General features: G+C 61.1%; 20 protein-coding genes. 2 read left to right on the forward strand and 18 right to left on the reverse strand.

The genetic code is table 11. The annotated features are described in order from the left end of the window. Nucleotides 1-16 precede the first annotated feature (16 nt). From bamA to Q0974_RS12245, 11 genes are all read right to left on the reverse strand, one after another. Nucleotides 17-2761 (reverse strand): outer membrane protein assembly factor BamA, encoded by a 2745-nt coding sequence (gene bamA, locus Q0974_RS12195; RefSeq protein ID WP_299327943.1) that lies wholly within the window; start codon nucleotides 2759-2761, stop codon nucleotides 17-19. Nucleotides 2762-2815: 54 nt separating this feature from the next. Then, nucleotides 2816-3949 carry an RIP metalloprotease RseP gene (gene rseP / locus Q0974_RS12200; RefSeq protein ID WP_299327945.1) on the reverse strand — a complete coding sequence of 378 codons (1134 nt, stop codon included), beginning with the start codon at nucleotides 3947-3949 and terminating at the stop codon, nucleotides 2816-2818. Then, nucleotides 3946-5112 (reverse strand): 1-deoxy-D-xylulose-5-phosphate reductoisomerase, encoded by a 1167-nt coding sequence (locus Q0974_RS12205; RefSeq protein ID WP_299327946.1) that lies wholly within the window; start codon nucleotides 5110-5112, stop codon nucleotides 3946-3948. The genes rseP and Q0974_RS12205 overlap by 4 nt, the downstream gene beginning before the upstream one ends. Next, nucleotides 5109-5897 carry a phosphatidate cytidylyltransferase gene (locus tag Q0974_RS12210; RefSeq protein WP_299327948.1) on the reverse strand — a complete coding sequence of 263 codons (789 nt, stop codon included), beginning with the start codon at nucleotides 5895-5897 and terminating at the stop codon, nucleotides 5109-5111. The genes Q0974_RS12205 and Q0974_RS12210 overlap by 4 nt, the downstream gene beginning before the upstream one ends. Beyond that, nucleotides 5894-6649: an isoprenyl transferase gene (locus Q0974_RS12215; RefSeq protein WP_299327950.1), complete on the reverse strand. Its 756-nt coding sequence runs from the start codon at nucleotides 6647-6649 to the stop codon at nucleotides 5894-5896. The genes Q0974_RS12210 and Q0974_RS12215 overlap by 4 nt, the downstream gene beginning before the upstream one ends. Continuing rightward, on the reverse strand, nucleotides 6646-7203 hold the full coding sequence (gene frr / locus Q0974_RS12220; protein ID WP_299327952.1) for a ribosome recycling factor: 558 nt from the start codon (nucleotides 7201-7203) through the stop codon (nucleotides 6646-6648). Before frr ends, Q0974_RS12215 begins: the two co-directional genes overlap by 4 nt. After that, complete coding sequence (gene pyrH / locus Q0974_RS12225; RefSeq protein ID WP_299327954.1) at nucleotides 7203-7931, reverse strand: UMP kinase; 729 nt, start codon at nucleotides 7929-7931, stop codon at nucleotides 7203-7205. Before pyrH ends, frr begins: the two co-directional genes overlap by 1 nt. Before the next feature lie 118 nt (nucleotides 7932-8049). Beyond that, nucleotides 8050-8973, reverse strand: a complete 924-nt coding sequence (gene tsf / locus Q0974_RS12230) for a translation elongation factor Ts (protein ID WP_299327956.1) — start codon at nucleotides 8971-8973, stop codon at nucleotides 8050-8052. An 89-nt stretch (nucleotides 8974-9062) separates the two neighbouring features. Continuing rightward, complete coding sequence (gene rpsB, locus Q0974_RS12235; protein WP_299327958.1) at nucleotides 9063-9821, reverse strand: 30S ribosomal protein S2; 759 nt, start codon at nucleotides 9819-9821, stop codon at nucleotides 9063-9065. A 433-nt stretch (nucleotides 9822-10254) separates the two neighbouring features. After that, the gene (gene pssA / locus Q0974_RS12240; RefSeq protein WP_299327960.1) at nucleotides 10255-11040 is read right to left on the reverse strand and encodes a CDP-diacylglycerol--serine O-phosphatidyltransferase; all 786 of its coding nucleotides are present in this window, start codon (nucleotides 11038-11040) and stop codon (nucleotides 10255-10257) included. Beyond that, nucleotides 11037-11771: a phosphatidylserine decarboxylase gene (locus tag Q0974_RS12245; protein ID WP_299327962.1), complete on the reverse strand. Its 735-nt coding sequence runs from the start codon at nucleotides 11769-11771 to the stop codon at nucleotides 11037-11039. Before Q0974_RS12245 ends, pssA begins: the two co-directional genes overlap by 4 nt. A gap of 137 nt (nucleotides 11772-11908) precedes the next feature. Here Q0974_RS12245 and Q0974_RS12250 point away from each other — a divergent pair, with 137 nt between their 5' ends. Both Q0974_RS12250 and Q0974_RS12255 read left to right on the forward strand, forming a co-directional pair. Continuing rightward, on the forward strand, nucleotides 11909-13129 hold the full coding sequence (locus Q0974_RS12250; protein WP_299327964.1) for an NADP-dependent isocitrate dehydrogenase: 1221 nt from the start codon (nucleotides 11909-11911) through the stop codon (nucleotides 13127-13129). A gap of 54 nt (nucleotides 13130-13183) precedes the next feature. After that, a complete protein-coding gene (locus Q0974_RS12255; RefSeq protein WP_299327966.1) occupies nucleotides 13184-14959 on the forward strand; it encodes a cation:proton antiporter in 1776 nt (591 codons plus the stop codon). 266 nt (nucleotides 14960-15225) lie between these two features. Here Q0974_RS12255 and alaS read toward each other — a convergent pair whose 3' ends face one another. The 7 genes from alaS to Q0974_RS12290 all read right to left on the reverse strand — a co-directional run bounded on the left by alaS (nucleotide 15226) and on the right by Q0974_RS12290 (nucleotide 24022). Continuing rightward, nucleotides 15226-17862, reverse strand: coding sequence for an alanine--tRNA ligase (gene alaS, locus Q0974_RS12260; RefSeq protein ID WP_299327968.1), 2637 nt, complete (start codon nucleotides 17860-17862; stop codon nucleotides 15226-15228). 70 nt (nucleotides 17863-17932) lie between these two features. Continuing rightward, the gene (locus Q0974_RS12265) at nucleotides 17933-18559 is read right to left on the reverse strand and encodes a glutathione S-transferase (protein WP_299327970.1); all 627 of its coding nucleotides are present in this window, start codon (nucleotides 18557-18559) and stop codon (nucleotides 17933-17935) included. A 132-nt stretch (nucleotides 18560-18691) separates the two neighbouring features. Beyond that, nucleotides 18692-19207, reverse strand: coding sequence for a hypothetical protein (locus Q0974_RS12270; protein ID WP_299327972.1), 516 nt, complete (start codon nucleotides 19205-19207; stop codon nucleotides 18692-18694). Nucleotides 19208-19414: 207 nt separating this feature from the next. Then, complete coding sequence (recA, locus tag Q0974_RS12275; RefSeq protein WP_299327974.1) at nucleotides 19415-20491, reverse strand: recombinase RecA; 1077 nt, start codon at nucleotides 20489-20491, stop codon at nucleotides 19415-19417. Nucleotides 20492-20579: 88 nt separating this feature from the next. Then, on the reverse strand, nucleotides 20580-20939 hold the full coding sequence (locus Q0974_RS12280) for a response regulator (RefSeq protein ID WP_299327975.1): 360 nt from the start codon (nucleotides 20937-20939) through the stop codon (nucleotides 20580-20582). Between the two features lie 78 nt (nucleotides 20940-21017). Further along, nucleotides 21018-23468 (reverse strand): response regulator, encoded by a 2451-nt coding sequence (locus Q0974_RS12285; protein WP_299327977.1) that lies wholly within the window; start codon nucleotides 23466-23468, stop codon nucleotides 21018-21020. Then, nucleotides 23468-24022 carry a DUF2062 domain-containing protein gene (locus tag Q0974_RS12290; protein ID WP_299327979.1) on the reverse strand — a complete coding sequence of 185 codons (555 nt, stop codon included), beginning with the start codon at nucleotides 24020-24022 and terminating at the stop codon, nucleotides 23468-23470. Before Q0974_RS12290 ends, Q0974_RS12285 begins: the two co-directional genes overlap by 1 nt. Nucleotide 24023 lies beyond the last annotated feature (1 nt).

Here is a 24023-nt window from a genome sequence, read left to right on the forward strand (position 1 = left end):
TTGGTTTTTGAAAACATTAGAATTGCGTTCCTATATTGAATGAGAAGATTTTATCCTCGTCTCCCTCTTCCTGAAGAAGAGCATAAGCGAGGTCGATACGGAACGGCCCGAATGGCGAGTTCCAGGATACGCCGACGCCGACCGTTACACGCGGCGAAGGCGAATCGCCAACGAAACGTTCTAGGAAGGGGGGTTGTGATGTTGCCAATAAAGGCGGATTTACCACACCATTGGTGACAGGATCGGTGGTACTAGTTTGCTCGTTGGTAACAGGATCTGTAAAGATGTATAACAGATTGCCATCTATATCACGAGCTTGAACGTTGATTCGCCCAGGCGTTGCTCCATCGCTACAGGGCGTGCGACCAACTTCATTGCCATCAGCATCAAGACACGGGAACGTCTGCAAGACAGGGTCCGTGACGCCGAATACGGCACCAGCGTCGATGAAGATCGAAGGCCGGAACCCGAGTTCCCTAGCGCCAGACCCAAGCGGTATCTCAAGCTCGGCGCGGGCCAGATAGTAAGCCCGGCCGCCGATCGCGTCGTCTTGGACACTTCGCGGATCGGTAATCAGATCGTTGGAGAACCCATCAGCGCCATCGCCCACGTTATAAAAGAAACGCTGTACCCGCGGCCCCACGCCGCGAATGTCGAACCCGCGGATCTGTGGTTCACCGAGGAAGAAACGGTCGGTCAGCCGGACATCGTCGATCCCTTCCCCAGGGCGATTCTCAAACGAGTAAATGTAACCGGCCTCGGCGCTTAGACCGAAAATGAAACCTGAGCCGAGATTGAAGAATTGATCGGCGTCGATCCGCGTGCGCAGATAGCGGACGTCTCCGAACACGCCGGCAAAATCCTGGCTGAGGATAACCCGGCGGCCACGGGATGGGCGGATATTGTTGTCGAGATTATTGTAGACGAGCGAATAGCCTATGCTCGAGATTATGCGATTGCCGATCGCATCGCAGAGGAAGCGGCCGGCAAGCAGCGGACTGCATTCATCGTTGATGAAGAAGGTATTCTCGTCGAGCGTAACATCTTCCTGGCTCAGGCCATAGCGCAGCGCGAGCGTCCAGAACTCGGTCAGCGGGACACCGGCCCGAATCTGGAAGCCCGTGCTGACCTGCTGAAAAGTCGTGTTGCGGTCGTTGCCGATGAAGTTGAAGGAGTCGAAATCGCGCCGGAACAAATCGACGCCGACCGCGATATTGCGGTCGAAAAGATAGGGTTCGGTGAATCCAAGCTCGATCGAGTTCGAAAAGCTCGACCAGTTGACGCCTGCGCGCAGTTCCTGGCCCTTGCCCATGAAGTTGCGCTGGCGGACCGAGAAATTCAGGATGAAGCGCTCAAGGCTTGAAAATCCCGCCGAGAGTTGCAGTTCACCCGTCGCATTTTCCTCGACATTCGCCGTCAGAACGATCCGGTCGGGCGCGGAACCCGGCGATTGCTGGATTTCGAAGTTTTCTTGGAAGAAGCCGAGCGACTGGATGCGCGCCTGGGAGCGCCGGACTAGGAAACTGTTAAATGCGTCGCCTTCCTGCAGGCGAAATTCGCGCCGAACGACCTTGTCCCGGGTGAGCGTATTGCCGTTGATATCGATGCGCTCGATATAGACGCGCGGTGTTTCCTCGATGCGGAAGCGCACATCCATCGTGCGGTCATCGCGGTTGATGTTGAATTCCGGCCGTGCCTCGGCGAACGCATAGCCGAGCAGGCCGGCCGTCTCATTCAGACTGTCGATCGTATCTTCGATCTGTTGCGCATTATACCAATCGCCGGTCTGCATCGGAATGAAACTCGAAAACTGCTCGGATCGGAAATCACGCAAGTCGGAATCGAGTTCCAAGTCTCCGAAACGGTAGCGCTCTCCTTCTTCTACGACGTAGGTGATGATGAAATCGCGGCGATCGGGAGTCAGTTCCGCCACAGCGGAAATCACGCGAAAATCGGCATAGCCTTCGGTCAGATAGAATTGGCGGAGCCTCTGCTGATCAAACGCCAGCCGGTCCGGATCAAATGTGTCGCTCGACGAGAAGAAGCGGAAAAAGCGCGATTGCTTTGTTGCCATTTCGGAGCGCAGATCGCTGTCCGAGAAAACCTCGTTGCCGATGACGTTGATCTGCTGGACGCGCGAGCGCGGGCCCTCGCTGATCTCGAACACGATATCGACGCGGTTCTGATCGAGCTCGACCATTTGCGGTTCGATGGAGGCGGCGAAACGGCCGCGCCGGCGATAAAGTTCGATAATCCGTGTTACGTCGGCGCGTGCGCGAGACCGGGTGAAAATCTGGCGCGGGGCCAGCCGGATTTCGGTGCGGATATCTTCATCGTCGAGCCGGCGATTACCTTCGAGCAGAATGCGGTTGATGACCGGATTTTCCTGCACGACGATCACGATATCGCCCTGATTGTCGCGAATTTCGACGTCGCGGAACAGCTCGGTCTCAAAAAGGTCGCGCAGTGCTTCGTCCAGATCTTCGCGCGTGTAGGTCGCGCCCGGAGCAAGTTCGATATAAGAGCGGACAGTATCGGGCTCGATGCGCTGGGAGCCCTCGACCTGAACCGAACGGATCACTGCGCCGGCGGCGAGGTCCGTATCCGTCTGCGTTGCTTCGGCTTCGGTATTGAACTCGGCGAGCGGATCCTGTTGGGACGTCTGCGCATGGGCGGGCACGGCAAAGCCGCCGAGCGCCGTACCGATCAGAAGGCCGGAAAGCCAAGTCCGTTTTGAAAATCGTGGGTTACTCAGATGCACGCAAACCGCCCTTATTATCTTATTCCGGTGGGAACCCGCCCTGCCCGATAGAAGTCAGCCGATCAAGCCGCTCAGTCGCTCCCAGACACCGAACGAACCCAGATCGATTACCGTCACCATCAGCATGAAACCCAGCAAGACGGCAAGACCCATACGAAAAGCCCATTCTTGTGCCTCTGGCTTTATCGGTCTTCTGCGAACGGCCTCGGCCGCATAGAACACCAGGTGACCCCCGTCGAGCATCGGAATTGGCAACAGGTTGATGAATCCCAGATTAATCGAGATCATTGCCATGAAGATCAGGAAGGCATATATCCCCAAAGACGCCGTTTGCCCGGAAATCTGACCTATTTTCAATGGCCCGCCAAGCTCCTGGATCGATCGTTGGCCGCGAATGATCTGCCACAGGCCGACCGTAATCATCTCGAGACTCGAAACCGTCTGGTCGATGGCCGCGCCAGGTAGTTCCAGCAAAGATAGCTGCTGGATTTCGATCGCCGATCCGTAGACACCGATCCGGCCGATCCGCGCTTCATTGCCGAACCGGTCTTCGACGGTCACGTCGGCGGTCGTGGCTGCGATAGTAAAAGGCTCGTCGTTGCGCTCGATACCGAACGTCATCTCCTCGCCTGGCCGAAGGCTCACGTAACGCGCCAGATCCTCGAACCGATCGATTTCCCGGCCCTGTACCGAGGTGATACGATCACCGATCTCAAAGCCGGCAACGTCCGCCGGAGAGCCTTCTTCCAGCGCGGTGACGATCGCCGGATTCTGAGCCTGGCCGTAGGCGGCGAATATTCCGATGAACAGGATGATCGCGAACAGGAAATTGATCATCGGCCCGGCGAGGATGATCAGGAAGCGTTGCCCGACGGGTTTGTATTGGAAGAGCTCCGCCTTCTCGGCATCGGGTAGAGCATTCGAATTGGGGTCGGGCTGACTCGCGGCGTTCAGATCGCCGGCGAATTGCACATAGCCGCCGAGCGGCAGCCAGCCGATCTTCCAGCGCGTATCATTCTTGTCGGTCCAGCCGGCGATCTCCCGGCCGAAGCCGATCGAAAATTTCTCGACCTTCGTATTAAACCAGCGGGCGACCAGATAATGGCCCATCTCATGCACAAAGACGAGTGGCCCGATGATCAGCAGGAACGCACCGATAGAATAAAGAATTCCGGGGCTTTCGATCATGCGGCGAGGGATTCCATCTGCTGTTGCGCATGCGCGCGCGCTTCCGCATCGATGGCAAATACATCGTCCAGCGTTTGCGGCGCGTCCGGCGCATAGCCGTTCAGCACGCGCGCGACAATCTCGGCGATATCGAGGAAACCGATCCGCTTTGCCAGAAACGCGGCGACGGCTTCTTCGTTCGTCGCGTTCAGGATCGCCGGGCGCGCGCCACCGGCTTCCATCGCCGAGCGGGCGAGCGCGATGGCGGGGAAACGCTCGGCATCGGGCTCTTCGAAATCGAGCCTGGCGATTTCGGCGAGGTTAAGCCGCTCGCACGGCGTATCCATGCGCTCGGGCCAAGCGAGCGTATGGGCAATCGGTATCCGCATGTCGGGCGCGCCGAGCTGGGCGAGCACTGAGCCGTCGCGATATTCGACGAGCGAATGGATGACGGACTGCGGATGGACGACAATCCGGCAATCGTCCGGCGGCAGATCGAAGAGATAGCGTGCTTCGATCAGCTCCAGCCCCTTGTTCATCAGGGTGGCCGAGTCGATCGAAATTTTCGCGCCCATCGACCAGTTGGGGTGCTGTATGGCGCGTTCAGGCGTCACATCGCGCATCTGCTCGCGTGTCCATTCGCGGAACGGTCCACCGCTGGCGGTGAGAATAATGCTTGCAATGCCGCCGGGCCGCTCATGATCGAAACACTGGAAAATCGCATTATGCTCGGAATCGACGGGTAGGATGGTCACGCCGCGCTTCCGGGCGGCTTCGAGCATCAGCGATCCCGCCGATACCAGCGACTCCTTGTTGGCGAGCCCCACGGTCGTTCCCGCTTCGATTGCCGCCATGACCGGGCGGACGCCCGCCGCGCCGACGATCGCCGCCATCACGAAATCGGCATCCATGGCCGCTGCATCGCAAATAGCTTCAGTGCCCGCCGCTGTCTCGATGCCGCTGCCCGCGAGCGCCTCGCTTAGCTCTCCAGCGAGCTCGGGATCGCCGATCACCGCCAGCTTCGCATTGTTTTCCCGCGCGGTTCTTGCAAGCCCCTTCACATCGCGATGCGCGGTCAGCGCGATCACCTCGAACGCCTCCGGCTCGCGGTTTACGAGGTCGAGCGTAGATTGGCCGACCGATCCGGTCGCGCCCAGTATCGATATGCGTTTGCGAGCGCTCATGACGCCCAGCCGGTAATGCTCAATCCGGCGACGCATATCGCCACGGGCAGCAAACCGTCCAGCCGGTCAAGCGCCCCGCCATGGCCAGGAAAGATATTGGAACTGTCTTTCACATCCGCCTTTCGTTTCAACCAGCTTTCAAGCAGATCGCCAAGCTGTGCGACTATCGCCAGCACCGCAGCGAAGATGACGATCAGCGCCGGTAGCTCGGTCGTCATCACGAATATGCCGCTCACCAGCATGGCGCTTGCAATGCCCCCGATCAGTCCGGCCCAGGTTTTGTTGGGGCTGAATGTGGGGGCTAGCTTCGGGCCGCCGATGGTTTTGCCGGAAAAATAGGCGCCGATATCGGTCCCCCACACTATCGCGAGCGTCCAAAGCGTCAGCACCAAACCACCCTGCTCGCGCAGGAAGACGATAGCGATCGACGCGGCGGCGATATAGGCAAAACCGGCAGCGAGGCGCGCGCTCCAGAATGCGAAGCCGAGCACGACCGCAACCACGGCCGCAGTCATAAGGTCGAGCCGGTCGACCGGCGCATAGGCCGGGCTGAAAACGAGCATGAGACAAACAATCACAATCGCGCCGGACAGAGTCTTGCGGGCTGGCAGTCTCAGCAACCCCCCGCATTCGTACATCATGATTCCGGCGAGCACAGTGACCAGCAGCCAGAAGCTCCACTGGCCGAACCAGAGCGCGCCGAGGGCGACGGCAACGAGTATGAGTCCCGTAATTGCGCGCTTCCACAAATTGCGAAAGCCGCTGGGCGCGGCGATTTCCGTCATAGACCGCCATAGCGTCGCTCGCGCCGCGCGAAATCGCCGACGGCATCGCGCAACGCCTGTTCGTCGAAATCCGGCCAGAGCGTGTCCGTGAAATAGAGCTCGGCATAGGCCGCCTGCCAGAGCAGGAAGTTGGACAGCCGGCATTCACCCGACGTCCGGATCAGCAGATCGAGCGGCGGGAGGCCATTGGTGCTCAACCGGCTGTCGATCGTCGAGGCGGTGATATCGGCCGCGTCGGCCCGGCCCTGCGCGACATCGTGGGCAATTGCCCGCATGGCTTGGGTGATCTCCGACTGCGATCCGTAGTTCAGCGCGACGACCAGGGTCGCTTTGCTGTTATCGGCCGTGCGGGCGATCGCGCCGTCGATCAGCTCGACGACATCAGGCTCGAAGGCCTGATAATCGCCGATGACGCGGATGCGGATGCCCTCCCCTGCTAGCGCCTCCAGTTCCTTACGTATAAACCGGCGCAACAGGTCCATCAGATCGGCGATCTCGGCTGCCGGCCGGCTCCAATTCTCCGAGGAGAAAGCGTAGAGCGTCAGCACTTCAATGCCGAGCGCGCCGGCCGCTTTTACGACGGATCGCGCTGCCTCGATGCCTTTTCTGTGCCCGGCAATGCGCGGCAGTCCGCGCCGCTGTGCCCAACGCCCATTGCCGTCCATGATGATCGCGACATGGCGCGGCACCCCCGCGCCGCTGCCCGTACCGGCCGCCGCGTCGTCCACGGATCGGGCCGGCTCGGCTGTCACAGTTCGAGAATTTCCTTTTCTTTCTCGCCGGCGATTTTGTCGATCTCGGCGATCTTGTCGTCGGTCAGCTTCTGGACCTCGGCTTCGGAGCGTTTCTTGTCATCCTCGCCGATCTCTTTCTTGTTCTCATCGGCCTTCAGCGCATCCATCCCGTCGCGGCGGACATTGCGGACAGCGACCTTCGCCTTTTCCGCATATTGCCCGGCAAGCTTGGCGAGTTCCTTGCGGCGCTCTTCGGTCAGATCGGGGATCGGCAGGCGGATCATCTGCCCGTCGAGCTGCGGATTGAGGCCGAGCCCTGCAGCGCGGATCGCCTTTTCCACCGGCTGCACATTCGAACCGTCCCACACCTGCACGGTAAGCATGCGCGGTTCCGGTGCGCTGACCGTCGCCACTTGGTTGAGCGGCATGTTGCTGCCATAGACTTCGACCTGCACGGGATCGAGCAGCGATACCGATGCCCGGCCGGTCCTGAGACCGCCAAGGTCTCCGCGCAGCGATTCAATGGCGCCGTTCATCCGGCGCTCCAGATCGCTCTTGTCATATTCCGCCATCAGGCGTCTCCTTCTTGCTGGACGGTCGTCGCGACGCCCTCGCCGGCGAGCACATTGGCAAGATTGCCCCGCTCCCGAATGTTGAACACAACGATCGGTATATCGTTGTCACGGCACAGTGCGACGGCTGCCGCATCCATCACCTTCAAATTGTCGGTGAGCACGCGGTTGAAGCTGAGGGTCTCGTAGCGCGTAGCGCCTTCGACCTCTTTCGGATCGGCATCGTAGACACCGTCGACGCTCGTGCCCTTGAACAGTGCATCGCAATTCATTTCGGCTGCACGCAGGGCAGCCGCGGTGTCTGTCGTGAAATAGGGATTGCCCGTGCCAGCCGCGAAAATAACGATCCGGCCACGCTCCATGTGCCGCATGGCGCGGCGGCGGATATAGGGTTCGCAGACCGAATCCATCGGAATGGCCGAAAGGACGCGCGTGTCCTGACCGATCTGCTCGAGCGCGTTCTGGACGGCGAGCGCGTTCATGACCGTTGCGAGCATGCCCATATAATCGGCGCTCGTCCGGTCGAAGCCTTTGGCCGCTGCGGCGAGGCCCCGGAAGATGTTGCCGCCGCCAACGACGAGGCAGAGTTCATGGCCGGCTTCTTTCGCCGCCGCGACTTCTTGTGCCATGCGGGCAGTCGTTTCCGGATCGATGCCGAACTGGCCGTCGCCCATCAGCGCTTCGCCGGAGAGCTTGAGCAATATGCGGTTATAGTGAGGGCGGGACATCGCCGGAATAGTCTCTCGTCAGGCTGATATGGATGCGGCGCGCACCCTAGTGGGGGTGCGCGCCGCTGCCAAGCATTTGATCATGCGCCTGTGAATAGCGCGCGATCGGAGAATTGCGCTAAGCACCGACGGCTGCGGCGACTTCCTCGGCGAAATTCTCTTCTTTCTTCTCGATGCCTTCGCCGAGCTGGAAGCGGATGAAATCCTTGAGCGCGATTTCGCTGCCCGCGTCCTTGGCCGCCTGCGCGACGACGTCTTCGATCTTCGTCTTGTTGTCCATGACGAAGATCTGGCTCATCAGCGCGTTTTCCTTGCGGTACTTCGCGATCGAGCCTTCGACCATTTTCTCGACGATATTATCGGGCTTGCCGGATTCGGCGGCCTTTTCCGTGGCGATCGCGCGCTCGCGCTCGATCATTTCAGGATCGAGGCCGTCGCCCGTCAGCGCCATCGGCGATGCCGCGGCGATGTGCATGGCGAGCTGCTTGCCGAGCGGTTCGAGCACGTCCGCACCCGCACCGCTTTCGAGTGCTACGAGTACGCCGATCTTGCCCATGCCGTCCGCTGCCGCGTTATGGACATAGGAGACGACGCCGCCGTTATCGACAGCAATCTTGCCGACGCGGCGCAGGCTCTGATTCTCGCCGATCGTGGAGATATTGTCGGTCAGCTTCTCTTCGACGGTTCCACCGTCGGGATATGCGGCCACCTTCAGCGCATCGATATCGGCGTCCGTGTCGAGGGCGATCTGCGTCACCTTGGCGACGAAGTCCTGGAACTGATCGTTCTTCGCGACGAAGTCGGTTTCCGAGTTGACCTCGACAGCCGCGCCGGTCGTGCCGGATACGGCAACGCCGACCAGGCCCTCGGCGGCCGTGCGGCCTGCCTTCTTGGCGGCAGCGGCGAGGCCCTTGGTGCGCAGCCAGTCGACAGCCGCTTCGATATCGCCACCATTTTCCTGCAGCGCCTTCTTCGAATCCATCATGCCTGCGCCCGTGCGGTCGCGCAGTTCCTTTACGTCCTTGGCGGAAAAGTCGGCCATGTGTCCGTCCTTATATTTGCAATTTCAAAAATTTTCGGCCGCCGGGCTGCGGACCCGGCGGTCGATCGCTTAAACGCGGATTGTTACGGCTATGCTTCGGCGATAGCCGGTTCGGCCGGCGGTTCGACGGCCGCGCCCAAATCTTCGCCCGAAGCAGCGGCGGCTGCCTGCGAACCGGCACCGGCTGCCGCGGCGATCGCTTCGCAATAGAGCCGGATAGCCCGCGCCGCGTCGTCATTCGCCGGGATCGGGAAGGCAATGCCGTCCGGGCTCACATTGGAGTCGAGGATCGCGACGACCGGGATGCCGAGCGTGTTGGCTTCCTTAATCGCCAGGTCTTCCTTGTTGGCGTCGATCACGAACATCACGTCCGGCAGGCCGCCCATATCGCGGATACCGCCGAGTGAAAGCTCAAGCTTGTCGCGCTCGCGCGTCAGCTGCAGGACTTCCTTCTTGGTGAAGCCCGACGTGTCGCCGCCAAGCTGCTCTTCAAGATTCTTGAAGCGCTTGATCGAATTGGAAATCGTCTTCCAATTGGTCAGCATGCCGCCGAGCCAGCGATGATTGACGAAATGCTGGCCGCAGGACTGGGCCGCTTCCGCGATCGGTTGCTGCGCCTGGCGCTTGGTGCCGACGAACAGGACCTTGCCGCCCGACGCGACCGACTGGCCGACAAAATCGAGCGCCCGCTGGAACAGCGGGACGGTCTGCGACAGATCGATGATGTGAACCCCGTTGCGATCGCCGAAAATATACGGCTTCATCTTCGGGTTCCAGCGATGGGTCTGATGGCCGAAATGTGCCCCGACCTCGAGCAATTGCTGCATGGTGACGGAAATGTCCGCCATAGTCTTTCTCCTTCCGGTTATACCTCTGGGAAGCAAGAATCGGGGCATCGGCCCCAACACCGGTATGTGCGCTTCCCATGTGGAATGCGCGCCAGATAGGCGGTGAACGGAAAAAATGCAAGCCCGGGGTTGACCGGAACATTAACGGAACATACAGAGTGGAACACAAGGCGAACATAAATACGCCGATATCGCCGAAGCGGCATGGGGTCGTCAGGCAGAAAGATGGAGATCGATATGTTTCAGACACTGGCCGCGATATTTTTCACCGGTGCGATGATCGCGCCTTTGGCGGTCATTGTTCTGACGGTGCATGGACATTGGGCACGGATTTGCGCTGCCCTGTCCGGAACGTCTGTTTCTGCGACATCGCCACTCGTCCGCAAGCCGCTGCCGCGCCGCGCTACGACGTCTGTCAGGGCATATCGGACAGTTACTCGGCGGACATCGCGCCCGTTTCAACCTGCGCGCGCCGCTGCCTGACCTTCGCATAGCGCCACATGCTGATCGGAATGCTGCCGATATAGGCGATGGCGATCGCCGAGAAGGTCACCCAGGGAATATTGACGAGTAGGACGATCAGTCCGGCGATGCCGACCAAGGCGCCGAAACGCAGCCCTCTGCGCAACCGGATGGACGACCAGCTGAACGTGGCGATATCGGACACCATCAGGAAGGCGATGAGCGCGGTCCAGGGCGCGACGATATAGAATTCACGGAACACAGGTTCTTCGGTGACCAGCGTCAGGAAGATCGGCAGCATCAAAAGGCCCGCACCGGTTGGCGATGGCACGCCGGTTAGAAAGCCGGCCGATTTATGCGGCTGTTCGTCTTCGTCGATGCTCGCATTGAATCGCGCAAGCCGCAGCGCGCAACAGGCGGCGAAAGCCAACGCGAATATCCAGCCGTAGCGGGGCACGGCTTCGAGCGCCCACAGATAGACGATCAGCGCCGGCGCGACGCCGAAGGCGATGACATCCGACAGAGAATCCAGTTCCGCGCCGAACCGAGTCTGGCCATTGAGCAGCCGAGCGATCCGGCCGTCGAAACCGTCGAGTACGCCAGCGATGACGATGAAGGTGAGCGCCGTTTCCCACTTCGCGTCGAGCGCGAAACGCACAGCACTTAATCCCATGCACAGTGCCAGCACCGTGATGCCGTTGGGGATAATCGCGCGCAGCGGGATTCCCCGCATCGATCTGCCGAGCCCGGGCTTCATTGCGATATGCCGAATGCGCGCATGTCTTCGCCGATTTTGGCGATGACGGTTTCGCCGGCCAGTGTTTTCTGACCCAGCACGACGCGCGGTGCCGTGCCGGCCGGTAGATAGACATCGACGCGGCTGCCGAAGCGAATAAGACCGACGCGCTGCCCCGCGACCACCATGTCGCCGGGTTTGACGAACGGGACGATCCGCCGCGCGACGAGGCCCGCGATCTGCGTGAAACCGACCCGCTGCCCATCGCGCGTTTCGAGCATGATATGCTGGCGTTCATTGTCTTCGCTCGCCTTGTCGAGATCGGCGTTCACGAACTTGCCCGATATATAGATGACATCCTTGATCGTGCCGCTCATCGGCGCGCGATTGATGTGCACGTCGAACACGCTCATGAATATCGATACGCGGCACATCAGCTCATCGCCCAGTCCGTCCGGCCCCGCCAGTTCCGCCGGCGGTGGCACATCGCGGATCAGCGTCACCAATCCATCGGCGGGGGCAATTATCAGATCGTCTCCGGTTGGCGTGACGCGGACCGGATCGCGAAAAAAGGATGCGATCCATATCGTGAAGCCGATGAGCGGCCAGGCCACTATGCCCCAGCCCAGCCACAGGAAGAAAATCGCCGCCGCACCGGAAATCGCCAGATAAACATAGGCCTCGGGATGGATGGTGGGCCACTGCCAGCGGACGGTACGCTCGTCCTCCGGCGGTTTTTGAAGCTCTGTCATGCCGATCTGATACAGTCGGTCACGCCGAAGAACAATCGGCAGCATTTTCCGGCCCGCACCCGGTTGATTGCACGCCCTTTGCGCCCTAGACCGGCGCAAATTCTCGAAACTCCCCTTTCCGGAAAGCGACACGGCACATGGCGACGAAGATCAAGGTCAAGAATCCGGTCATCGAAATCGATGGCGACGAGATGACGCGGATCATCTGGGAATGGATCCGCGAGCGGCTGATCCTGCCCTATCTCGATGTCGACCTGCATTATTACGATCTTTCCATCCAGAAGCGCGACGAAACGGATGATCGGATCACCGTCGATGCCGCCAACGCGATCAAAGAGCATGGCGTCGGCGTCAAATGCGCGACGATCACGCCGGACGAGGCGCGCGTCGAGGAATTCGATCTCAAGCGGATGTGGAAATCGCCCAATGGCACGATCCGCAACATCTTGGGCGGTGTCGTATTCCGCGAGCCGATCGTCATCGAAAATGTCCCGCGGCTTGTGCCGGGCTGGACCGATCCGATCGTGATCGGCCGTCACGCGTTCGGCGATCAATATCGCGCGACCGACATGCTCGTGCCGGGGCCGGGCAAGCTGCGCCTCGTGTTCGAAGGCGACGATGGAACGGTGATGGACGAGGAAGTCTTCAACTTCCCCTCCCCCGGCGTCGCGATGGCGATGTACAATCTTGACGACAGCATCCGCGATTTCGCCCGCGCCAGTATGAATTACGGCCTGCAGCGCGAATGGCCCGTTTACCTCTCGACCAAGAACACCATCATGAAGAAATATGATGGCCGGTTCAAAGACCTGTTCGAGGAGGTGTTCGAGAGTGAGTTCAAGGCCGATTTCGACAAGCTCGGGATCGAGTATGAGCACCGCCTGATCGACGACATGGTCGCGAGCGCACTGAAATGGAACGGCAAGTTCGTCTGGGCCTGCAAGAACTACGATGGCGATGTGCAGTCGGACACCGTTGCGCAGGGCTTTGGGTCGCTCGGCCTGATGACGTCCGTGCTGATGACGCCGGATGGCAAGACCGTTGAAGCCGAAGCTGCTCATGGCACCGTGACCCGGCACTATCGGATGCACGAGCAAGGCAAGGCGACCTCGACTAACCCGATCGCCTCGATCTTCGCTTGGACGCGCGGCCTCATCTATCGGGGCAAGTTCGACGAGACGCCCGAAGTGACGCGCTTTGCCGAGACGCTGGAACGCGTTTGCATCGAGACCGTCGAGAATGGACAGATGACCAAAGACCTCGCGATCCTGATCGGCCCGGATCAGGCCTGGATGACGAGCGAACAGTTTTTCGAAGCCATCCGCGTCAATCTCGAAGCCGCGATGGATGAATGGTAGGACAGCGCCGATAATCCGGTGACAAATCGCTAGCGGAGCCGCATCAAGCTCCGCATGATCCATGCTATCGAGTCGGAAGCATTCGGCAACGCGCTGGTAATCCTCGGCGCGGCGGGGATCGTCATTCCCCTGTTCGCGCGGTTCCGGATCACCCCGATCATCGGGTTCATCATGGTCGGCGTGCTTGTCGGCCCGTCCGGCCTTGGTTCTCTGACCGACCGCGCGCCTTGGCTTGTCCATATTACGATATCGGATCGCGAGGCGATCGAGCCGTTCGCCGAATTCGGTATCATCTTGCTGCTGTTCTCTATCGGGCTGGAGCTGTCTTTCAAGCGGCTTTGGGCGATGCGCGGCACCGTGTTTGGCGTCGGTGCGGGTCAACTTGTCGCCTGCGGCCTGTTTATCGGTGGCGCGCTTTACGCGATGGGGCAATCGCCGATCGGCGCGCTTGGTCTCGGTCTCGCGCTTGCGCTGTCTTCAACGGCCCTTGTCTTGCCGATGTCGGGGACGAAAACCCCCGTGGGCAAGGCCGCGCTCGGTATTCTGCTGTTTCAGGATGTCGCCATCGTCCCGATCATCTTCTTCCTCGCCGCGATGGGCCCGATGTCGCAGGACGCGGGCCTGGCCGCGCTGGGCTGGACGCTGCTCCTCAGCGTGGTGACGGTCGGCGCGATGCTGATCGGCGGCCGGTTGTTGCTACCGCGCCTGTTTGCGCAAGCCGCGCGCACCAAGACGCCCGAAGTCTTCCTCGCCGCCTGCCTGCTCGTTGTGATCCTCGCCAGTCTCGCCACCACCGCCGTTGGCCTTTCGCCGATCGTCGGCGCGCTGGTCGCCGGGCTCGTCATCGCCGAAACCGAATATCATCGCGAAGTCGAAGTGATTGTCGAACCGTTCAAAGGCCTCGCGCTCGGTGTTTTCCTCATCACGGTCGGCATGAGCGTCAATATTCCGGTGGTCTTGCAGAATTGGGTGTCTTTGCTGCTCGCAGTCGTCGGCGTTGTCGTTCTGAAGACGATCGTGATCGGCCTGCTGCTCCGATTCCAGGGCGCGCGGCGCGCGACGGCTGCCGAGGCCGGCATGCTGATGTCCTCGCCCTCCGAAACGACGTTGATTGTGCTCGCTGCTGCGCTGTCGGCCCAGCTCATCCAGCCGTCGACCGCGGCCTTCTGGCAAACCGTAACGGCGATCGGCCTCACCATCACCCCGCTCCTCGCCAAGGCCGGCGCGGTCGCGGCGCGCCGCGTCGAAATGCGGGAGAATGCCGTCGAACTGCCGGGTGAGAATGACGAGGATGAAGAGCGCGCCATCATCGTCGGTTTTGGCCGGGTTGGGCGCTTGATCGCCGAAATGCTGACCGAGCATGACAAGCCCTATATTGCCGTGGACTCGAATATCGACACAGTGGCGCGGGGGCGGCGCGAAGGATATCCAACGATTTTCGGCGATGTCTCGCGACCACAGCTGCTGGAAAATCTCGATCTCGATCGCGTGTCTGCACTGATCCTGACGATGGACGATCCGGTCAGCATCGTGCAGCTCACCAAGCGCGTGCGCGAGGCCTATCCCGATCTCACCATCGTCGCACGCGCCCGGGATCCCAATCATGCGGCCGATCTCTACCGCGCCGGGGCAACCGACGCTGTACCAGAAACGGTGGAATCCTCGCTGCAGCTGTCAGAAGCGGTGCTAGTCGATATCGGCGTGCCGATGGGGCCGGTGATCGCGTCGGTTCACGAAAAACGCGCGCAACTGCGCGAGGCGATCATGGAGTTGGGCGAGCTTGACTCCCTGCCCCAACTGCCGCGCGAGAAACTCCGCAAATTAGGCTGACTAGGTCGTGTACTCATAAATCAGACGGCTATGGCGTCCAAATGGCGAACATATCGGGCCGAAAGGCGCGCCGGGAACAGCCATTTTGTTCACAAGCGGTTTTCGGTTCGAGATGGAAGCCATTTGGGCGTCCCTGCGGGATTTGACCGAAATGGCCTATTGCTACGTCGGAGAGGCTTGAAATATTGACATATTCCTGCGCCTCTCCTTCTTGCACTGAGCCATTTCGCCTCAAACCATAGCCGTCTGATTTATGAGTACACGACCTAGCCGCCGATAGCGGCGCGGATCGAATCGAGCGCCGCGTCGGCCTTGTCGCCATCGGGGCCGCCGCCCTGCGCCATATCGGGCCGCCCGCCGCCGCCTTTGCCACCGAGCGTTTCGACCGCGGCACGGACCAGCGCCACGGAATCATGTGCTTTGGTCAGATCGTCGGTAACGCCTACGGCAATGCTTGCCCGCCCGTCATTGACCGCAACGATGGCGGCGATGCCGGAACCGAGGCTTGCTTTGGCGTCGTCGATCAGACCGCGTAGCGATTTCGGATCGAGGCCCTGCGCCACCTGGCCGGTAAAAGCCGTGCCGGCGATCGTCTCGCTGGCCGGTCCCGATGCACTTCCGCCGCCCATCGCCAGCGCTTTCTTAGCTTCTGCGAGTTCCCGGTCGAGGCGCTTGCGCTCCTCGACAAGGGCGGTGACGCGATCGGGCAGCTCGTCGGCGCTGGTCTTGAGCGCGTCGGCAGCGTGCAACAGCTTGGCCTCTCGCTCGCGATACCAGAGCCGTGCCGCCTCGCCGGTCAGCGCCTCGATCCGCCGTACGCCCGCCGACACAGCGCTTTCCGAAACGATAACGAAAAGCCCGATATCGCCGAGCGCGGACACATGGGTGCCGCCGCATAGCTCGACCGAATAGTCCGCGCCGCCGTCCCTCCCCATGGACAGCACGCGCACCTCGTCGCCATATTTTTCGCCGAAAAGCGCCAGCGCACCCGCTTCGACTGCTTCGTCGGGCGTCATCAGCCGGGTCGTGACCGCAGCATTGTCACGAATCTGTGCGTTAACATCGGCCTCGATGGCGGCGATCTCGTCGCGCTCGACGGCCTTGGGATGCGAAAAATCGAACCGCAGCCGATCCGCGGCGACGAGGCTGCCCTTTTGTGTTACATGGTCGCCGAGGCGGTTCCGCAAACCAGCATGCAGCAGGTGCGTCGCGCTGTGATTGGCGCGAAGCTGCGTGCGCCGTCCGGTATCGATGGCAAGCGAGACGACCTGGCCGGTTTCGATTGTACCCTGCTCGACCGTTACATGATGGGCATGGAGCCGCCCGAGCGGCTTGCTCGTATCACTGACGATGGCCGACATGCCGGTATCCGTCACCGTCCCCGTATCGCCCATCTGTCCGCCGCTTTCGGCATAGAATGGCGTCTGATTGGTGAGGAGGATCGCCTCATCACCGGCATTGGCCGAGTCCACCGTCGCGCCGTCCTTGACGATGGCGACGACCTGGCCCTCGCCTTCGTCCGCGGTGTAGCCGGTAAATTCCGTTCCGCCATGGGCTTCGGCGATGTCGAACCACACGGTTTCCGAGGCCGCTTCTCCCGAGCCCTTCCACGCGGCGCGCGCGGCGGCCTTCTGCTCGGCCATCGCCGCATCGAAGCCGTCGCGATCGACACCGAGCCCGCGGCTGCGCAGCGCATCCTCGGTCAGGTCGTAGGGGAAGCCATAGGTATCGTAGAGCTTGAAGGCGGTTTCGCCCGCCAGCACATCGCCCTCGCCCATGTCCGTCACGGCCTCGTCGAGCAGCTTCAACCCCTTGTCGAGCGTTCGGCGGAAACGCACTTCTTCGTGATTGAGCGTTTCCTCGACAAGGGGCTGGGCCCGGACGAGTTCGGGAAAGGCACCGCCCATTTCGGCCACGAGACCCGGCACGAGCCGGTGCATAAGCGGCTCCGTCGCGCCGAGAATATGGGCGTGGCGCATCGCTCGCCGCATGATCCGGCGCAGCACATAGCCGCGGCCTTCATTGGCCGGTAGCACGCCGTCGGCGATCAGAAAGCTGGCGCTGCGCAGATGATCGGCGATCACGCGGTGCGACGCTGCGGTTTCGCCGGTTGGCGCGGTGCCGGTCAGTTCGGCGCTTTCCGCGATCAGCGCCTTGAACAGATCGATCTCATAATTGTCATGCGTGCCCTGCAGGACGGCGGCAATGCGCTCCAACCCCATGCCTGTATCGATCGAGGGGCTTGGCAGATTGACACGATCCTCCTCGCGCTGGTCATATTGCATGAAGACCAGATTCCAGATCTCGACGAAGCGATCGCCATCCTCATCCGGCGATCCGGGCGGGCCGCCCGGGATATGATCGCCATGATCGTAGAAAATCTCGCTGCACGGCCCGCACGGCCCGGTATCGCCCATCGACCAGAAATTGTCGGACGTGGCGATCCGGATAATCCGGTCTTCCGGCAGGCCTGATATCTTGCGCCACAGATCGAAAGCCTGATCGTCGTCATGATAAACGGTGGCTGTCAGCCGATCGGGGGCGATCCCCCATTCCTTCGTGATCAGCGTCCAAGCCAGTTCAATCGCGCGGTCCTTAAAATAGTCGCCGAACGAAAAATTGCCGAGCATCTCGAAAAATGTGTGGTGGCGCGCCGTATAGCCGACATTGTCGAGATCGTTATGCTTGCCGCCCGCGCGGACGCATTTCTGCGAGCTCACGGCCGTCGAGTAATCGCGGCTCTCAAGCCCAGTGAACACATTCTTGAACGGCACCATGCCGGCGTTGACGAACATCAGCGTCGGGTCGTTATGCGGAACGAGCGGCGCGGACGGCACCTGCGCATGGCCCTCCGCCGCGAAGAATTCCAGAAAGGAACGCCGGATATCGTTGGTCGATGTCATGCGCGGGATGTAGGCAAGCCGGGCGGCATGGGCAAGCGGGCTATATGTCGGCTTCTTTGCCTCTCACGCCTCATGCATATGCATACGCACCGCCGCGGTGTAGCGCGCGTTTATAGGCGGGCCGATCATGGATTTTGTCGAGCCAGGCCAGCAGGTTCGGAAAGCGACTATCGAGGCCAGCGCGGTCGCGCGCAGCTTCGAGCGGGAAGCTCATCATGATATCGGCGGCGGTAAAACTGTCTCCGGCAAACCAGGGGCGCTCGAACAATTGGTCATTGAGCCAGCGCAGATGGCCCTCAAGCATGGCGAGCAGCGGTTTGCGCGCGGGGCGGCCGAGCAGGCCGAGGCGGCCAACGAAGAGTATCGCGAGCAGCGGCGGCATCATCGATCCTTCGGCATAATGGATGAACTGGCGGTAGCGCAGCGCTTCTTCGACATGGGACGGTGCGCCGAGCGCGCCGCCAGCCTTCGCCACCAGATACTCGACGATCGCCCCGGTTTCGATCAGCGTCCGGCCATCGGCTTCGATCATCGGCGATTTGCCGAGCGGATGGATTTGCTTGAGCGCTGGCGGCGCCAACATCGTCTTCTTGTCGCGCTCATAACGGACAAGATCATACTCGAGTTCAAGCTCTTCGAGCATCCAGAGGATGCGCTGCGACCGCGAATTTTCGAGATGATGGACAATAATGGTCATGGGCACCCTCCCGTCCCTGCTATGCTGCGGGCTTTTGCGTTGGCGAGCCGGATATAACCCGCTTGGCGTATTTGCCAGCGTGCAGATGCGATTGTGCGTTCGCCAAACGCAATCCGGCAACCCGGGCGCGTGCTAGTCGCTATCCGCGCTACGCTCGACCAAGCCCTGCCCCTCAATACCCTCGCGGACATCTTCGCCGACCTCGGCATTATGTTCCGCGACGGTCGCGATGAACTCGCCATCTTCGTCCAGCAGTACGGCTTCGTCATCCGAACCCATAGGCACGAGACGGATATAGACCGGTCTCGGATAGAGATGGTTGGACGCGCCGTTCGATCCGTCGATTACGGCTCCGATTCCGCCGCCGGCCAATATATTGCCAAAGGTGGAGCCGCCTAGGCGGCTCTGGACGTACACGAATTCGGGCTTGAAGCCTTCAAGCTCGAAATCGACTCGCAGATCGTCGCCACGCCGCATACTGAACTCGCATGGCGTGGTGCAGACCTGGCCTGTCGAGATTTCGACTATCGCGCCTTCTGGGTCGGACCAGAAACCGACATCTTGGCTCGTGCCGTTGAGAATTGTCGCGCAACCGCCGGTCGAAATGGCCAGCGGCACAATAAGAAATGATGTAAGAACTCTACGCATGGTGTCCCCCTATGAAGCGGCGCAACAAGCAGACGCTTGACCGGCTGTCAACGAAACTCTGCGCAGATATCGATGTTGTTTTTTTTGTGCCGGATCAGGCTCTTGCTACGCGCGATATTCTCGCCGCGATAGCTCCGGATATCCGGTCGACCATGTGAAAAGGGCCCGCCATTGGCGAGCCCTTATCGTCTATCGTCTTTTCGCGATCTATTCGCCGTCGTCGTCCGGCTCGGGTCCGGTCATCATTTCCTCGGCGACTTCCTCTTCCCTGCCGCGGATCGCGTTCTCGATTTTGGCGCAGATTTCCGGATTCTCGAGCAGGAAGGCTTTCGAATTTTCGCGCCCCTGCCCGATTCGCGTCGAATCATAGGAGAACCATGAGCCCGACTTCTCGACGATCCCGGCTTTGACGCCAAGATCGAGGATCTCGCCCATCTTCGAAATGCCCTGGCCGTACATGATGTCGAACTCGACCTGTTTGAACGGCGGGGCGACCTTGTTTTTGACGACTTTGACGCGCGTGGCGTTGCCGACAATCTCGTCGCGGTCCTTGATCTGGCCGATCCGGCGAATGTCGAGCCGCACGCTCGCATAGAATTTCAGCGCATTACCGCCCGAGGTCGTTTCCGGACTGCCATACATAACGCCGATTTTCATCCGGATCTGGTTGATGAAGATAACCATGCATTGCGAGCGGTTGATCGAGCCGGTGAGCTTTCTGAGTGCCTGGCTCATCAGCCGCGCCTGCAGGCCGACATGGCTGTCGCCCATCTCGCCCTCGATCTCGGCGCGCGGCACCAGCGCGGCGACCGAATCGATAACCAGAATATCGATGGCGTTGGAGCGGACCAGCGTATCGGCAATCTCGAGCGCCTGCTCGCCGGTATCGGGCTGGGAGATGATCAGTTCGTCTATATCGACACCGACCTTTTTTGCGTAGGCCGGATCGAGCGCATGTTCGGCGTCGATAAAGGCGGCCGTGCCGCCGGCCTTCTGCGCTTCGGCGATCGTGTGCAGCGCCAGCGTCGTCTTGCCGGAGCTTTCCGGGCCATAAATCTCGATGATGCGGCCGCGCGGCAGACCGCCGATGCCCAGTGCGATATCGAGGCCGAGCGATCCCGTAGACACGGCGTCGATCTCGATCGCCTCGCGCGATCCCAATTTCATTGCGGAGCCCTTGCCGAAGGCCCGGTCAATCTGCGCGAGTGCGGCGTCGAGCGCCTTCTGCCTGTCCATATCGCCTTTTCCGCCTTTGGAATCGATCACTTTGAGATGGGCTGCCATTGCCTGTTTCCCTCCTAGAAGCTCCGCGTCATTCGTTCAACGCCGAGCTTGTGTATACGGTTTGTTCTCCAAGAACAAGAGGGGAACACTATGAATGTCCGGTCACCGCCTTAATCGCCTCGTCGATGCCCTGAAGGGTAAACGGTTTTTCGACGAAAAGTCGCTGGCTATGGCGTCCCGGCGGCGGCTCGATATCGCCGCCACTGGTCAGGAAGAAGGGTTTGCCGCTGACCTCCAGCGCATCGGCGATCGGCCAGCTGGGCTGTCGATCGCGCAGATTGACATCGAGTATGGCGACATCGAAATCCAGCTCCTCGACGGCGTTGAGCCCCGATTCCACTGAATCCACTATCTGCACGACGCTATGGCCGAGCGCGTCCACGAAATCCTCAAGCATCATCGCGATCAGGCTCTCGTCTTCAGCGATCAATATGCGAATATTCGACATGCTTTTCTCGCCTATGCCCATTCATCGCTGCGATAAAGCGAATTCGATATTTCGGGGCAGTACCATGTCCGGACGCTTCTAGCTGTCAGCCGTGTCCAATATGGCGCGAACGGCTTCGGCGAGCTTCTGAACGGAGAAGGGTTTCGGCAGGAAATGGACCTGCTCGATATCGATGGATTTGCGCAGCTGTTCCTCGGCATAGCCCGACATGAACAATATCGGCACATCGGGCATCGTCTTGCGCAACTCATTCGCCATGGCGGGGCCATCCATGCCCGGCATCACGACATCGGACAGGACGAGATCGAAATCCTTGCGCTCGGCGATAATCTCCAGCGCATCTTCGCCGTCCTGTGCTGTCACGACCGAATAGCCCTGCCGCGTCAGCGCGCGTTCGGCGACAGCGCGGACCATATCCTCGTCTTCGACGACCAATATCGTACCGCTGCCCCAGGGCTCGGCGCTGGCAGGCGTGTCCGGTTTCGGCGCTTCGGTTCTTACCGGCGCATCCTCCCGCGCCGGTGCTGGCGCAGCGTCGTCGGCAGTATCGTCGCCGCGGTGGACCGGCAGATAGACGGTAAAGGCCGTGCCCTTGCCGACCTCGGAATCGGCGAAGATATAGCCGCCGGATTGCTTCACAATGCCGTAGACGGTCGAGAGCCCAAGCCCCGTGCCCTTGCCGACCTCTTTCGTCGTGTAGAAGGGCTCGAATATCTTGCCCAGCGCATCGGGCGCGATGCCGATGCCCGAATCCGTCAGCCGGAATGCCGTATATTCGGCCGCTGGCATCGCTTCATACCCCATGGCTTCCACTTCGCGCGCCGAGACAGCGAAGGTTTCGAGTTTCAGAACGCCCCTGCCCTCGCCATCCGTGCGCGCCTGGATTGCATCGCGCGCGTTGACGGCGAGGTTGACGATAACCTGTTCCAGCTGGCCGGGATCGGCGCGCACCGGGCCAAGGTTACGGCCGTGCCGGATGTCAAGCGACACGGTTTCGCCGAGTAGGCGCTTGAGGAGGTTGGACACTTCCGAAACGACATCGGGCAGTTGCAAGATCTGCGGCCGCAATGTCTGTTGCCGCGAAAAGGCCAGCAATTGCCGCGTCAGGCCCGCCGCGCGATTGGAGTTGGATTTGATCTGCTGGATATCGTCATAATCGCTGTCGCCCGGCGTATGGCGCATCAGCATCAGGTCACAATGGCCGATGATCGCGGTCAGGATATTGTTGAAGTCATGCGCAACGCCGCCCGCGAGCTGGCCGACCGCCTGCATCTTCGTCGCCTGCGCGACCTGCCGCTTGAGCTTTTCGTCCTCGCTATTGTCTTTGAGGCTGAGCAGGACGGCCGCTTCGCCAAGACCCGGCGCGCCTGCGACCGTCATCGCTACCGTTTCGTCGGGCTGATGTTTGAGGCGCAGCGCGATATCGGCGGATATCGATGCGCTATTGGCAAAACGCCGCACGGCATTGGCGACCGCCGTCTTGTCCTCGTCGACCACCAGATCGCCCGGATAGACGGGCTGCGCTTCGTCATCCAGGCCAGCCGCGCGCCGGAACGCGGCGTTCATATAGAGAAACCGCCCGTCCCGCTCCGCCAGCGCCAACCCCAGCGGCAGCATGCCGAGCAGCGCCTGGATGTTCTGGCGATCGGTGCCCTGCCCCGGTCCGGCAATATCGTCGAGCATGAAGAAGAGCAGCGGGCCGTCGGTCTTCGCGTCGGCTTGCAGCGGGACCTGAACGAGGCGCAGCGGCGGGCCGCCCTCGCCTTCGCGTGCCAGGCGCAGCAGTTGATCCTCACCGGTTTCGAGATAGTCCGTGAAAGCGCGTGAGCGCAGCCGGTCTTGCGGCGTATCCAGCGCGCGATGGCGAAACACCTGATTGGCGGCGATCATCTTGCCATCGGCATCGACGAGTACGCCCATGACGCCGGCGATACCCAGCGCTTTACCCGCCGAACTTTCCAGTAACCGGCGTGCATCGCCGACCAGATCGATCGTTGCAGCCGGCGCGAACCGCCAGACGAGGAAATCGCCCTGCTCCCCGCCCCGTTCGACCGATGCATCATATCGGCCGCGCGACGTAGCGAGAGACGGTGCGTTGCCGCGCCCGTCGCGCCATGCCGTCCGTCCGGCATTGGTCAACCGCTCAACCCCGTCTTCGGAAAAGGGCAATGTCGGCGGTGTCGGGGCGCCGCGAAACTCTCTCTCGAAAGGGCTGTTTGCGGCGATCAATATGCCCTGCCGATCGGTCACGGCCACGGGCATGGCGGCGCTTTCGATCGCCGCGCGGATCAATATGCGATCCGGGCCTTGAACCGTTTCGACCGTAGCCGGTTTGCGGCGCGCGACGATGAGCGCGATGCCGAATGCCGAAACGAAGAGCGTGGCAAAACCGGCGGCGAAGAACGGGCTTTCGAGCAGGAACATCAACAACGCCGCGGATGCGAGCCCCGCTATCGCAACGAAGGCGAGCAATGCCCGGTCGGCCAAGCGGCTGGCTGTATGTCCGGTTGGCGCGGCCTTGCTCGCCATCAGTCTTGCCCGGCCTTCGTGTCGGAAAGATGCCGGCGCTTCCAGCGCCTTGCGACGCGATAGCGCCAGAACCAGTCGGCAATCATATAGGCGATGACGGCGCCGATGACTGCCATGACCAGCAATCCGCCGAGCAGCGCCGGAGCGGCGTCGGTTGCGAACCAGGCCAGCCATTCCGACAATGCGGCGCCGTCGTCGATGAGCGCCTGGATGTGACCACCGTCGGCTTCGAGCCCGAACACCCGGTTGCCGACGAATACCCCGCCGATCAGGATGATCGGGGTCGTGATCGGGTTGCTCGTGAATGTCGTGGCGGCCGCGACCGGAATATTGGCGCGAAACGGCAGGGCGAGCAGCGCCGCGACGATCATCTGGATGCCGGGCACCATCACCAAAATGCCCACCACCATGCCGAGCGCAGCGCCGCGCGGCACGGATCGGCGGTTAAAGCGCCACAAATAGCTGTGCATGATGCGGTTGGCGAAAGGCCGAATGAAGCGGTTTTTCGCCAGCTCCTCGCGGCTCGGCGAATGTTTGCGGATCCACCGCATCATC

It is taken from the genome of Parasphingopyxis sp., assembly GCF_028279465.1.
Classification (GTDB): Bacteria; Pseudomonadota; Alphaproteobacteria; order Sphingomonadales; family Sphingomonadaceae; genus Parasphingopyxis.